This is a genomic window from Flavobacterium shii (assembly GCF_025847235.1).
GTDB lineage: Bacteria > Bacteroidota > Bacteroidia > Flavobacteriales > Flavobacteriaceae > Flavobacterium > Flavobacterium shii.
The window spans coordinates 233,205-246,584 of the sequence record NZ_JAOZEW010000001.1 but is presented as its reverse complement, the minus strand read 5'-3'; the positions used below and the strand labels follow the sequence as shown (position 1 = coordinate 246,584).

The 13,380-nt window shown below is 31.9% G+C and carries 10 protein-coding genes and 1 pseudogene; 1 reads left to right on the top strand and 10 read right to left on the bottom strand.

Annotated features, from left to right (window positions below):
- Nucleotides 1-48: 48 nt before the first annotated feature.
- The 4 genes from OIU83_RS01060 to OIU83_RS01045 all read right to left on the bottom strand — a co-directional run bounded on the left by OIU83_RS01060 (nucleotide 49) and on the right by OIU83_RS01045 (nucleotide 7,699).
- Nucleotides 49-1,365 (bottom strand): ammonium transporter, encoded by a 1,317-nt coding sequence (locus tag OIU83_RS01060; RefSeq protein ID WP_264204428.1) that lies wholly within the window; start codon nucleotides 1,363-1,365, stop codon nucleotides 49-51.
- Between the two features lie 382 nt (nucleotides 1,366-1,747).
- Nucleotides 1,748-3,055: an amidohydrolase family protein gene (locus OIU83_RS01055; RefSeq protein WP_264204427.1), complete on the bottom strand. Its 1,308-nt coding sequence runs from the start codon at nucleotides 3,053-3,055 to the stop codon at nucleotides 1,748-1,750.
- A gap of 35 nt (nucleotides 3,056-3,090) precedes the next feature.
- Nucleotides 3,091-6,078 (bottom strand): amidohydrolase family protein, encoded by a 2,988-nt coding sequence (locus tag OIU83_RS01050; RefSeq protein WP_264204426.1) that lies wholly within the window; start codon nucleotides 6,076-6,078, stop codon nucleotides 3,091-3,093.
- A 205-nt stretch (nucleotides 6,079-6,283) separates the two neighbouring features.
- On the bottom strand, nucleotides 6,284-7,699 hold the full coding sequence (locus tag OIU83_RS01045) for a S41 family peptidase (RefSeq protein WP_264204425.1): 1,416 nt from the start codon (nucleotides 7,697-7,699) through the stop codon (nucleotides 6,284-6,286).
- 327 nt (nucleotides 7,700-8,026) lie between these two features.
- On the opposite strand from OIU83_RS01045, the gene OIU83_RS01040 reads away from it, so the two are divergent.
- The gene (locus OIU83_RS01040) at nucleotides 8,027-8,434 is read left to right on the top strand and encodes a RidA family protein (protein WP_035628551.1); all 408 of its coding nucleotides are present in this window, start codon (nucleotides 8,027-8,029) and stop codon (nucleotides 8,432-8,434) included.
- Nucleotides 8,435-8,571: 137 nt separating this feature from the next.
- Here the strand turns inward: OIU83_RS01040 and OIU83_RS01035 are convergent, their stop codons facing one another.
- The 6 genes and pseudogenes from OIU83_RS01035 to OIU83_RS01015 form a co-directional block, all read right to left on the bottom strand.
- On the bottom strand, nucleotides 8,572-9,645 hold the full coding sequence (locus OIU83_RS01035) for an alanine/ornithine racemase family PLP-dependent enzyme (RefSeq protein WP_264204424.1): 1,074 nt from the start codon (nucleotides 9,643-9,645) through the stop codon (nucleotides 8,572-8,574).
- Between the two features lie 39 nt (nucleotides 9,646-9,684).
- Entirely contained in the window at nucleotides 9,685-10,119 is a 435-nt protein-coding gene (locus tag OIU83_RS01030; protein ID WP_264204423.1) for a GNAT family N-acetyltransferase, read from the bottom strand.
- A 443-nt stretch (nucleotides 10,120-10,562) separates the two neighbouring features.
- Nucleotides 10,563-11,162 carry an HD domain-containing protein gene (locus OIU83_RS01025; protein ID WP_264204422.1) on the bottom strand — a complete coding sequence of 200 codons (600 nt, stop codon included), beginning with the start codon at nucleotides 11,160-11,162 and terminating at the stop codon, nucleotides 10,563-10,565.
- Nucleotides 11,163-11,393: 231 nt separating this feature from the next.
- Nucleotides 11,394-11,795: a nuclear transport factor 2 family protein gene (locus tag OIU83_RS01020; RefSeq protein ID WP_404827633.1), complete on the bottom strand. Its 402-nt coding sequence runs from the start codon at nucleotides 11,793-11,795 to the stop codon at nucleotides 11,394-11,396.
- A gap of 13 nt (nucleotides 11,796-11,808) precedes the next feature.
- Nucleotides 11,809-11,871 (bottom strand): annotated as a pseudogene (locus OIU83_RS23560) (hypothetical protein); the annotation flags it as partial.
- Nucleotides 11,872-11,932: 61 nt separating this feature from the next.
- The gene (locus tag OIU83_RS01015; RefSeq protein WP_264204420.1) at nucleotides 11,933-13,360 is read right to left on the bottom strand and encodes a S41 family peptidase; all 1,428 of its coding nucleotides are present in this window, start codon (nucleotides 13,358-13,360) and stop codon (nucleotides 11,933-11,935) included.
- Nucleotides 13,361-13,380: the final 20 nt, after the last annotated feature.

Genomic DNA, 13,380 nt, shown 5'->3' with positions numbered 1-13,380 from the left:
TAAAATTATGTTTTAAGGTGCTTTTTTTATGAACTTGATGTTTCGTTTTTATAAAAATTCTCCGTGTTGAGAAATATCTAATCCTAATTCTTCTTTTTCTTCAGTAACCCTTAGTGGAGTTATTTTGTTAACAATAAAGAAAAGAATGTATGATCCTACGAAGGCAAAGATTGATACTACAATCATTGCAATTAATTGGTTTGTAAATAATGTTGAGGTTCCAAAGATAAGTCCTTGATTATCTCCCACACCTGGATTGATAGCTTTTGAAGCAAAAACGCCAGTTAGTAACATTCCTACCATACCACCAACACCGTGACAGGCGAAAACATCAAGAGCATCATCGATTTTTCCTTTAGGGAACTTGCTTACTACAAGATTACTTACAATAGCAGCAAAAGCTCCAATAAAGATTGCATGAGGGATGCTTACGAAACCAGCAGCAGGAGTAATGGCAACAAGTCCTACAACTGCTCCAATACAAGCTCCAAGCGCCGATAATTTATGGCCTAAAATTTTATCAAGGAATACCCATGCCATTGCAGCAGCAGCAGCAGCAACTGTAGTTGTTCCTAAAGCCTGAACAGCTAAACCATTGGCTCCTAATGCAGATCCTGCATTAAATCCAAACCATCCGAACCATAATAAAGCAGTTCCTAATAGTACATAAGTAATACGAGCAGGATTTACTTTTTGAACTTTTCTTTTTCCTAAAAAGATTGCTCCTGCCAATGCTGCCCAGCCTGCGCTCATGTGAACAACTGTTCCTCCGGCAAAATCAAGTACTCCCATTTTAAAGAAAATACCTTCTGGATGCCATGTCATGTGTGCCAATGGTGCATATATAACTAATATAAATAAAACCATAAACAATAAATAAGCCCAAAAACGAACACGTTCTGCAAAAGCACCTGTTATTAATGCAGGAGTTATAATTGCAAATTTTGCCTGAAATAATGCAAATAGCATAAACGGAATAGTAGGGGCGAGACTCCATGCAGTATTTGTACCTACGCCTTGAAAAAATAAATTAGAAGTTGGATTTCCTATAATTCCTCCTATTGTAGGACCAAAGGCCAACCCAAAGGCTATAACTACCCATAAAATAGTTACAATTACCATTGCCATGAAACTTTGAAGCATTGTACTAATTACATTTTTCTTACCAACCATTCCTCCGTAGAAAAAACCTAATCCCGGAGTCATTAGTAATACAAATGCAGTTGCAACAATCATCCAGGCAGTATCTCCAGTATCAAACTTTACAGCTTCTGCTGGAATTGGATTGTCGGTTAAGATAAAATTAGAGAGAAAGGTTAATACCAAAATTGTGATAAGAATCACACTTAAAATAATTTTTCGCATAGTTATTTAGTTTTAAATTTCGATAAAAGTATAAAAACATTTAATACCCCTATAAAAAATGACACTTAGTGTTTGATTTTTGTTAAATTTTCATTTTGACCCCTATTATTTTGATGGTAGTTATTAAAATAAGTTTTAAAATCGATTTTTTTTGATCTGAGCTTTGTTTAAGATTAAGTTTGATGTTTTAGTTTAAATTAAAATTGTCAGTTTTGTTTTATGACATGATAAAAAAAATATCCAATCTAGGTTTCAAGTATTCTATAAGGAAGTATTTTGTTAAAAAAAAGGATCTAAATGAATTGTTCATTTAGATCCTTTTAGTTTGATATTATTGTTTTAAATTACTATAAAAGTAATTTATGAAAATTTTATAAAGAGGTTATTTCTGATTGTATTTCTCTTTATATTTTTTATTTAGTTTCGTTTGATGTGTTTCCAGATTAATCATTCTTCCTTGTACAAAAGCATTGGTTAGTTTATTGGTTCTCATGTCCAATGCATCACCTTCGGAAATAAATAAAGTAGCATCTTTTCCTGTTTCTAATGTTCCACAAAGCTCATCTATGCTTAATAATTTGGCAGTATTGGATGTTATTAACTGCAATGCTTGTTCTTTATCCAGTCCAAAAGCAGCACAGGTTCCAGCTAAGAATGGTAAGTTTCTTGTGCTCATACGTTCCATTTCTCCACTGTTTTCAAGACCTACAACAATACCTTTATCGGTTAATATTTTTGCCATTTTATAAGGCAAATTAACATCTTGGTCATCGCTTTGTGGCATATCATGTACTCGTTTTAATAATACTCCGATATTGTTTTTTTGTAATAAATCGGCAGTTTTATAAGCTTCATAACCACCTACAATAACTACCTTTTTTATTTCGTTATCACGAGCTATTTGTATGGCATCAATGATTTGTTTTTCTTCATTAGCATGAATAAATAAAGTTTGAGTTCCATCAAAAAGTCCTTTTGTCGATTCGAAAATTAAATTTCTTTCTTTCGGAGGCGCTCCTAAATAGGCCTTGGAATTTATTAAAAAAGCATTGATCTCTTCAATTTGTTTTGCGTAATCTTTGTTGGCTTCAATAGGTCCTGGCTCAAACCAGGAACCGGTTCTTTTAAAATTGGAAGGGAAATTAAGATGAATTCCATCATTTTCTTTTATCAAAGCATCTTGCCAGCTCCAGGCATCTAATTGTACTATAGATGAGGTTCCCGAAATTCTACCGCCGCGTGGAGTCACTTGTGCAATCAAAATTCCGTTTGGGCGAACAGTTTCAATAACTTTAGAGTCGGCATTATAGGCAATAATACTTCTTACATTAGGATTGAAATTTCCAATTTCTTCTTGATCATCAGATGATTGTACCGCATCAATTTCTACAAGTCCCAATGTCGAGTTTGGAGCAATAAATCCCGGATATACATGCTTTCCAGTTGCATCAATTGTAGTGTCATAAGCATTAGCGGCTAGTCTGATTGTTTTAGAATCGGCTACCAACGTTATTTTACCATCTTTAAACCCGATGGCACTATTTTCTATCACAGTTCCATTACCTAAATGTGCCGTAGCATTTAGTATTAAAACCGATTTTGTTTGTTTTGGAGCAGGTGTTTGTTGTGCTTTTATATATATTGGGATGCAAAATGCCAATAGTAAAATATATATCTTTTTACTTATCATAGTTTTCTATTTTTTCTATTTGTGAATCTTTCGTTTTATTGTTCTAAAGTGTCACAGTGATATTCTTTTTTTTCTTTCTTTTTAGGTTCTTGCGTACTTGCACCTTTATTTTTTTCTTGTAGCAATTGTCCTATTAGTTCACTTCTTTCTTTGGCTATAGCCAATTCTTGTTCGGTCTCTTTTGAGATGTCATAATATACTACACCTTCAATAATTGTTTTTTCGGCTTTAGCATAAATAGATAATGGATTAGTACTCCATAATACAACATCGGCATCTTTTCCTATTTTTAAACTACCTACTTTATCATCAATGTGTAATAATTTTGCAGGATTGAGCGTAACAAATTTCCATGCATCTTCTTCGGATATATTACCATATTTTACTGCTTTGGCAGCTTCTTGATTTAATCTTCTGGACATTTCGGCATCATCAGAATTATAGGCAACTACGATTCCTTCATTATGCATAATTGGTCCGTTAAACGGGATTGCGTCATTTACTTCAAATTTATATGCCCACCAATCAGAAAATGTAGAAGCTCCCACACCATGTTCTTTCATTTTATCGGCTACTTTATAACCTTCAAGAATATGTGTGAAAGTGTTTACTCTAAAATTGAATTTATCGGCAACATTCATCAACATTAAAATCTCCGATTCTATATAGGAGTGACAAGTAATAAAACGCTCTTTGTTTATGATTTCGGCAATTGTTTGCAATTCTAAATCTACTCTCGGGGCTTTTTCTTTTTTAGAGCCGGAGTTGTATTTTTTCCAAGTTGCATCATATTCTTTTGCACGTTGGAAATAATCGGTAAAAACTTGTTCGACACCCATTCTTGTTTGAGGGTAACGAGTAGGATTTGTTATTCCCCAATTGGATTGTTTTACGTTTTCACCCAAAGCAAATTTGATAAACTTTGGTTGATTCTTGTATAACATTTCTTCTGCGGGTTGTCCCCATTTCCATTTTACAATTGCCGAACGTCCGCCAATAGGGTTTGCAGATCCATGCAGTAATTGAGATATTGTAACTCCACCTGCCAAATCTCTGTAAATATTTATATCCTCAGGGTTCACAACGTCTTCAATAGTTACTTCGGCACTTGAGTTATGACCACTTTCGTTGACACCATTCGAAATTGCAATATGGGAGTGTTCGTCGATAATACCACTGGTAAGATGTTTTCCTTTAGCATCAATAATAGTTGCCGATGCATCGGATAAATTTTTTCCTATAGCTGCTATTTTTCCGTTTTTGATTAAGACATCGGTTTCTTCAAGAATTCCTTCTTTTTCATTAGTCCAAACAGTAGCATTTTTAAATAATATTGTTTGTGCCATTAATTTTTTTGAGTTACCAAAAGCTCTGTTCGGGAAAGTAACCGGCATTATTGGGTTTAGTTTTTCTGTTTTTGCAGAATCTTTTACAGTTACAAAAGGAGCTGTTTTTGTCGCAGTCCATTGTACTTCATTTCCATTAGGTAAAATTGCTTTACCCGAAAGTTTTTGAGTATTTTCTATAAGCCCTGTTAAACGTGTATAGTCAGCTTTGGTTGAATCTTTAGATCTAATTAGTAATGAAACCCAATTGTTCGTAACCGAAAATGTACTTGTTATTTTTTTAGCGTCAGCAGTTGTTATCTCCGATTTCTGGGCAGTACTTGTACCATCAATTTTCCATTTATATGTAGTTGCATCGACAGTTAAATCGTAATTACCACGAATATCTTTAGCATTAATATCGTTTACAACGTATTTACTTCCTTGAACCCAGTTTTCATATAAAACTGTCTTCTCATCAAAGATTTCGCCCGAAGTAATTACAAAATTGGCATAACTACCATTTTTTAAACTTCCTATTTCATTGCTTTTTCCTAATATAGCAGCAGGAATAGTTGTTAATGCTTCTAAGGCTTTTGTTTTATCAAAACCATATTTAATTGCTTTTATTAAATTAGTTCTAAAATCTTCGGTTTTCTTTAATTTATCAGTTGTCAGAGCAAAAATAATTCCGTTATCCGAAAGAACTTTTAGGTTAGTTGGCGCTTGATTCCAAAAACGTAAATCGGATAATTCTAATTGATTTGATAGGTATGGATTTGAAACATCATAAGCTTCAGGAAAATTTATTGGGATAATAAATGGAGCATTTGTCTTTTTGATTTCTTCAATTCTTTCGAACTCATTTCCTGATCCTTTTAATACATAATTTAGTCCAAATTCTTTGGCTATTTTGGCAGCTCTCAGACTATTTAGTTTATCTTCTGTAGTAAATATTTGTGTCAATTTTTCGTTACTAGCCAAGGCTTCCAGTGATAAGTCTTTGGTAGTCGAGTTACCTTTTTTATACCAATCCAGATCCAAATACATCTGGCGTAGTAATGCCATCATTCCCATTAAAGAGCTTGGATACGCTTGATTGGTTGTAATACTTCGAGTAAATGCAAAATGATTCGTTGCTTTACTGGACAGTATTCGGGTGCTATTGTTGTTATTATTCAATGCAATTAAAACGCCGGTTCCACGAGCAATTCCATCAGGAATATGGGTTCCAACTACTCCAAATCCGGCTTTTAATAATTCTTCGGCTTTGGGTTGGTCGTATTTAAAACTTTCGTAGGCGTTTATTTCCGAGCGAATACTTTCATTCCAATAATATCCCGCTCTTTTAGTATCGTACAAAGGGTTGCGTCCGCCAGAGTATGCTTTTGGTTTTTCTTCCCCAAAAGTGGTATAGATATCTATAAAAGAAGGATAAATTGTTTTTCCTTCCAAATTAATCGTAATGCTATTTTTAGGAATAGCGATATTATTCCCTGCTCCAACTACTTTCCCATCCTGAATGAGTAAAGTACCTTTCTCGATTTTTTGTGTTGGAGTTATATAAATAGTTGTATTAGTAAAAACGGTGTAATTATTGTTTTTACTGTGAATGCTTTCATTGTTTGGGAAATATTCTTGAGCATACGTTTTTGTTAAAAAAGTGCTTAAAAAAAGTAATAGTAGGGCTTTTTTCATAGATAAATAGGCTAATTTTTCATAAAAATAACAAATATTAATATTTAAGCAAGTTTTATGATTGAAATTAATTTTATTTATTGAAGCGAGCAGAAGAAAAGGAATAATTGATGATTTTACCGACGAAATTAAAACAGGGAATTATAAAATAATTTGCATTATTCTATAATTCCCTGTTTGTATGATTTAAATTATATGGTGAAAATTATTTTCCTTTTAAAATACTTTCATAACGTTTTTTTAATCCTTCCAAATAGGGGGCTTTGATTTCTGTAGCAATTTCTACAGATTTTTTTAAAACTGCTATAGCATCAGTCTTTTTTCCGTTTTGTTCAAGAATATCACCATATTTTAAAAAGGCAATGGGAGAGTTGGGATACAATTCAGAATTGCTCTTTAAGATAGATTCAGCAATAAAAGGTTTCGTTTTTGTGTATTGAGAAGCTAATGCATCGATATTATCCTCTTTGTATAAATTAGAGGCTGCTAAATTTTTCACAGCATTAAAAATTTGCTGATCCATTTTGGCCAAATCAGTTTCGTTAACAGGTTTTGTTTGTTGATTAATTGTTGTCTGTAATTCTAGATAAAGATTCTTAGATTCAGCAGCTTTTTTATTTCTATAATCAAATGCTGTTTTTTGTGCCAATTCCACCGCTTTATCATAAGCCATATCGGGAGTTGTTTTATATTCTGGAATTACACCAACACCTTCCCAGTTTGTCTTTGTTATTGGGTTTATTCCTGTTCCGTTAGGAACAAAGATTTCTAACCGATTGTTAATATCGAAAACCTCTCCAGGATTAGCTCCGCCACCAGTTGTTTCACCAATTATTGTTGCTCTTTTCTGGGTTTGCATATTGTAGCTAAACTCTTCAGCTCCCGAAAATGTTTTTGGGCCAGTAATAATAAACAAAGGAACATCAATCATCTTCTTGCCTTTTACCTCTTTTACCCAAAATTCCTCGGTATAGTTATCTTTCCTAAAATATAAAGTGTTTAAGAGTATTGGGTCTTTAAAAAAATAACTGCAAAAATATTGAACAGTTTTTGGGCTACCACCGCCATTGGCTCTTAAATCAATAATAATAGCATCGGCATTTTCTAGCAAGTACATGTAGGAATCAATTGTTTGGTCGGTCTCGTGTATGAAATTATTGTATTTAATATATCCGACATTGCTATCAATTAGTTTGACTTCTCTAAAACCATTTGCGCGTTTGCGATTTTCGGTATAATTATGCAGATAAATTTCATAAGAATCTTTATCTACCTCTTTTTTCTCATCAACAGGAGGGATAAATTTAGGCCAGACTCCAAGATGCTTGTCATTATTAATAAATCTAACCTCTTTTGTTAATGCTACAGCAAAAGAATCTAATAAATCATATTTCTTGAATTTACCTTCTTTGTAGGCGTTTTTTAAATGGTTCCCAATTAATTTGGCTTTATCAGGAAATATGTAATTTTCTTGTAGTAAAGAATCTATTTTTAAAACAGTTTCTTTTTTAAATTTTTCATTTATTGTTTTTTGTTGACCGTTTGTATTTACTACGAAAGTAAAGGTTAGGATTAGAAAAAAAATAAACTTGTTTTTTGAAGATTTAAGTGGTTTATTCATAATTACTCAGGGGGTGATTAATTAATAATTTTTTTGGGTTTTGTTTTGATTGTAATTGATTTATAGGTAATTGTGATGTTTTTTGCTTAACGAATATAAGAATTAAAAAAGGAATATATTATGGTGTCGATTTTGCAAATATTAATTTTTTTCGATGTAATACAATTGCAATGAGTTTAATATAGTTATGTTGATTTCATTGATAATACAACAAGTTAAATGTTTCAAAACGTTGGATAGATTTATAATTACATCTTTTAAATTTGTTAAGCTCGAAATTATTTTAGAAATAAAATTGTCAAGATTTAATAATTATTAGAAATAAAAATGAACGAAAACAATAAGATAAAAGCAGTAACAAGATCAAATCCAAGTACATTATCAGCACCAGTTGGCAATTATTCTCATGTTACGAAGATATCCGGCAATGCAGATATTTATACTTTTTCTGGTCAAATAGGAACAAGTAAAGAAGGAGATTTGCCAGATAATTTTAACGAACAAGTAGCTAATACTTTTCAGAATATAAAAGCAGTTTTAGATAGTCAGGAACTTGTAGCCGATGACGTTATTAAAGTAAATATCTGGGCAACACAAGAAATAGATTGGGATGCTTTTTATGGGGTGTGGAATGCATTTTTTGGAGAAGTATATCCGTCAATGACCGTTGGGTATATTTCGGCATTGGGATTACCAGAGATTAAATTAGAAATCGAAATCTGGGCTGCAAAATAAAAAAATAGACACAAAAGAATTATTTAATTCTGTGAGATTATTTTAACCATATAAGAAATGTAAGCAAACATAAGTATGCTAATTAGTGTGAAACTTAAATGAACTTACATTTCTTATATGGTTAACTTTTTTATAATCTACTCTATTGTTTTTTCGATATAATCGGAATTTAAAAGATATAAGGCACCCATATATTTAATGTTAAATGACACTAGATCTCCAATTTTGTATTTCTTTTTGGAATTAGAAATATCGATAACTAACATATCCGAGCTAGCATCGACAATGGTTATTTCGGCATCATCAGATTCTAAGTATTGCGGTTGCATATCCAGTAAACCAATATCTAGAATTGCGCGTAAGGAAGTACCGCCAAAATCTTCGGTATCATTCATAGAAAAAGTATTTCCTGCTACATTTTCGCCTAATTCTCCTGTTGGGATATCTGGTTTTTCGGTTATTTCGATAATCTCTGTATAAAGTTTGAAAACATCGTTGTGCATTCCTTCGATAGTTTCTCCAGTAAACAAATCTTTCCCAAAGAATAATGCTTCACCAATCCTAAAATGATTTACTTCCATTGGTCTTGCATTCTTTATAATTAAAGGTAGCGCAACCGAAGTTCCTCCAGAAACCCACGGAATACTAATATTAAATTTGGCTTCGATAAGTTGTTTGTATAAACTTAATTGTATCAGTTTATCCTGAGTAGGCATTACACCGCTCAAGCAATTGAGGTTGGTGCCAATACCAAGAATTTCTATGTTTGGTAAATTTAAAACTTGTCCATAAAATTCGATTAAATCTTCTCCCATAACGCCTTCGCGTAAATCACCCATTTCAATCATCACAATGATTTTATGGATTTTATTTTGTTTCTGCGCTTCGGCCGAAAGCATTTGTATGGTATAAATCTCGGTGTTAAAACTAACATCGGCATATTTTACAATACTTTCGATGCTTCGTTTTGCGGGCGGTTTAATATATACGGTTTGAATGTTTGGGTCTAATGCTTTAATTTTTCTTAAGTTACTAACTCGTGAATCATGAATTTCGGTAACGCCCAAAGCAATTATCTCTTTAAGATATATTTTGTTACCGCATAAAAGCTTTGATACAACACCCCATTTAATATTTTTGGAAATGAAAATGTTGTTTAGAAAAGTATAATTCTCCTCTAGTTTTTTGCGGTATAATTTGATGAATGCCATTGCGTTCTTTTCTTTTTTATTTTAAATTCTAGTAGAGGTTTATTTAATCAAACGCATTTCCAGGTATTTATTCGTAAAACCTAGTTTCTCGTATAGAATTTTGGCTGGATTGTCTGGCTCAACATGTAATGCAATATTCCCTTCGGCAACATCTATTACTTTTTGCATGAGTTTCTTTCCGTAACCTTTTCCTCTTTGGCTTTTGTCGACTGCAATATATACCAATATGTTTTCGGGAATATAATCTTTCATTCCTGTATTGTTTAAAACACAAGCTCCTACAATCTTTTCTTCTTCTAAAGCAAGGACAATTTTTCCGCCTTTTGCAGGATTCATTGTATATGCAATAGCTTTAAGTATATCTTCGATTGTATCGCCATATTGTTCCAGATGCGTATACAGAAATTTAGCGATTAATTCATTAGTAAATGTTTTATCCTCTCCTTGTTCAGGAGTAATTATTTTGAATTCCATTTTGTTATTCTTTTTAGATTATTTGTGCCCGATTATGAAATTTTTTCGAAAGGCAAAAGATGCAATATGAATTGCAAATTGGTATGTTTTTAGTCTGATTCCCAAAAGGTAAAATCACATTTGATAAATGAGTAAATGAGATTTTTGACTAAAAAATGATGGATATTTTCGCAAATTAAGGATAAATAACCGGAAATTGGCTAAAAGAACCCGCTTATTTTATTTTGGGCAAATAGGGAGCGGGTCAATTTTATTGATTTTATGAGGGAGAAAAAGGGATTAACCGTAAAGTTCGCTAAGGGATACGCATAGACCGCAAAGTTTAGAATCCTTTTATGCCGATATGACAAAAAAATAGAGATTAAACTTTATTAAAGCTAAGCTTAATTTTTCTTAATCTCTTAATGGTAAAAAAATCTTTTAATGTATGACCAAAACAAAACTTAATTTTTATTTTTCGTGAGAATCCCTTTTTCTACACTTTCGTTAATTAAATTCTCGGCGTAATTCCAAATTGAAGTAGAACCTTCTTTAATGACTTTTTTCTTGTCGTAAACTTTTTCATAATCTACATTAAATTCTTTCCAGGTTCCTCCATTATTGGATGTGTTTTGTAATAATGGCTCGAATCTGTCCATTGATTTTGCAAATTTGGCTTCATTAGTTAATCCAGCTTCAAATTCTTCCCAAATTGCAATAAATTCCTGAGCTTGTTCTTTTGGCAAAAGCCCAAAAATTCGTTCAGCAGCAATACGTTCTTCATCGGTATTATCGTGATTTTTTACAGTATCATAGATAAAAGTATCACCAGCATCAATCTCAACGATGTCGTGTATCAAAACCATTTTAAGAACTTTAAGAACATCAATAGGCACATTCGAATGTTCGGCTAATACAATTGTCATCATTGCCAAATGCCAGCTGTGTTCAGCGTCATTTTCGTTTCTGTCGCTATTGAATAATTTAGTTTTGCGCTGAATGTATTTTACCTTATCAATCTCTTTAATGAAATTTACTTGTTTTAATAAACTATCAGTTTGCATCTTGGTATTTTTTTAAGTTGTGTAATGATAACAAAGTTATTAAAATCAGAGATAGGAGAGTGTTGATTATTTAATTCTAACACATAGAAACATAGATTTTGTGCGCTGCAAAAAGGTTTAAAAAGCACATAGATAGCTATGTGAAAGAAATGTATTTCTTTTTTTGCTTTCTTTTTTATATGAATTCTATGTTTTAGATAATACTTTATGAATCAGATTAATGTATTAAATTTAATCATTTTTCATACTATCATGTCCGTAGCTAATTATTCTTGAGATTCTCCATTCTCCATCTTTATGTTGCCAAACATGAATAAACTTATACGTTCCGCTTGGTTTTTCTTTTTCTCCTTTATTGGTATGATAAAAGTTATGAACTGCTATTTCGACCGCGCCATAATTTTTAATTGGATAAACTTCCAGACTATTCTCTACAAGTTCTCTCCTTATATTACTTCCTCTGGCGCACATTTCCTTAAATGAAGCCAATTCGCTTTTAAAAGAAGTTGTTAAACCTCCTAGATCATGATAAAATTCTAAATCATCTACAAAGAACTTTTTGTAGGCTACAGTATCACATCTATTAAAGGCAGCAAATAAAGTGCTATCGGCTTTTTTTATCTCATAATACAATTCGTTTTTTGAATTAGAAGTGTTTTTTTTCTGTTTTTTGGTTTTCTGTGCAAAAGTTGTACTTACAGAAAGTACAGAAAGTAGTAAAAGGGTAAGGATTTTGTTTGGCATCTTTCTGGTTTTGAAATTATATTAAATTATTTCTTGTTGCTTTCGTCAGCTAATTTTATTGCTAAATCCAGCGGTACATCTTTCTTTTGGATATAGTCATTAATTGTTGGGGTTGCTTCATAATCAGGGAAAATACCTCGGTTGCTATATCTATCTTTTTTAACTGCCAATACATATTGAGTTGTAGGTATCGAAATATAAATTTTGGTGTTTGGTAAAACTAATTCTACTGCATTCCCAGAGGTATTCCCAAAATATCCTCCTCCAGTTTCTTCTCCGATAAATGTTGCTCTATCATTGCTTTTTGCAATAGCGCAAAATTCAGCCGTAGTCGAAAAACTCATTCCATCAATTAAAATATAAACTTTACCTGCGTAATTGTTTTCACTTGGTTTTTGAGTGATCAGATTATTTCTACCTCTAAAATTATCTTCTGATGAATTCTCAGGTGGTATATAACTATTCAGGTTGTCTTTAGTTAACTTTTGCGAAGCGCTTTCCAGAGAAGTATAATATTCGAATGGAGCATTTGTAAGATACGAATACAATAACGAACCATAGGTGTCTCTTCCGCCGCCGTTTCCTCTTACATCGATTATTAGTTTATCTATTTTTTTATTTTTAATTTCTTTAAAAGATTGTTCTAAGAACTGAATGTAATTTTCTTTTGTTTGGTCGAATATTTCTCCATTAAAAGTTTTGATGGTTAGTAAAGCAATACCTTCTTTTTTATAATCTAATTGTAAATATTTTTCAGGATCTGATTTAGGAGTTTCGCATTCAGTATTTTTATGAAGTTCGGCATCGAGATTAATCGTTTTGATTTTTTTGTTTTCAGATTTATATTCAATCTTAAAAGTTGGCTGCTCACCATAAACTAATCTATAGTAGAACCAAAAGTTATTGTTTAGTATCCAATATTTTTTGGTTTCGATTTTACCATCAGATACGATATATTGAAATATTTTTTCCTTGATTTCCTTTATTGGTACATTGTTGATGCTTAAAATTTGAGTTTCGGGTAACAGACTTTCTTTTTTACTACAAACTACGTAAGCATTATCTTTTATGAACCTGATTTTTAGCGGAAAAACTTTTGCTTTTTCATCAAAATATTGTTTTAGATCCTCTTCTGCACCACCATAAAAATGACCATCTTGTAAGTAACTTAATAGGAGTTTTATTTCGGCCAAAAATTCTATTTGTGTTGTATTCTTATCTATCGAAGAAAAATAATTATCGAATAACTTATCGACATTTTTTTTGCTGTTAAAGCGATATAAGGAAGGATATGGTTTTTGTAATTGGTTTCTAAAAATTATAAAGTCTTGTTTTAAAAGTGCAAACTCAATGACTTTTGGAGTATCGTTTGCAGAATTTTTAATTGATTGTGCAGAACATATAGTAATCGAAAAAAGTAATAATAGTAGAAGTGTTTTATTTAACCAATTCATCTTTTGTGTTTTTATAGTAG

Excerpts from the sequence above, each read along its gene's own strand:
- OIU83_RS01060 (WP_264204428.1), bottom strand. The coding sequence starts at position 1,365 with ATGCGAAAAATTATTTTAAGTGTGATTCTTATCACAATTTTGGTATTA.
- OIU83_RS01055 (WP_264204427.1), bottom strand. The coding sequence starts at position 3,055 with ATGATAAGTAAAAAGATATATATTTTACTATTGGCATTTTGCATCCCA.
- OIU83_RS01050 (WP_264204426.1), bottom strand. The coding sequence starts at position 6,078 with ATGAAAAAAGCCCTACTATTACTTTTTTTAAGCACTTTTTTAACAAAA.
- OIU83_RS01045 (WP_264204425.1), bottom strand. The coding sequence starts at position 7,699 with ATGAATAAACCACTTAAATCTTCAAAAAACAAGTTTATTTTTTTTCTA.
- OIU83_RS01040 (WP_035628551.1), top strand. The coding sequence starts at position 8,027 with ATGAACGAAAACAATAAGATAAAAGCAGTAACAAGATCAAATCCAAGT.
- OIU83_RS01035 (WP_264204424.1), bottom strand. The coding sequence starts at position 9,645 with ATGGCATTCATCAAATTATACCGCAAAAAACTAGAGGAGAATTATACT.
- OIU83_RS01030 (WP_264204423.1), bottom strand. The coding sequence starts at position 10,119 with ATGGAATTCAAAATAATTACTCCTGAACAAGGAGAGGATAAAACATTT.
- OIU83_RS01025 (WP_264204422.1), bottom strand. The coding sequence starts at position 11,162 with ATGCAAACTGATAGTTTATTAAAACAAGTAAATTTCATTAAAGAGATT.
- OIU83_RS01015 (WP_264204420.1), bottom strand. The coding sequence starts at position 13,360 with ATGAATTGGTTAAATAAAACACTTCTACTATTATTACTTTTTTCGATT.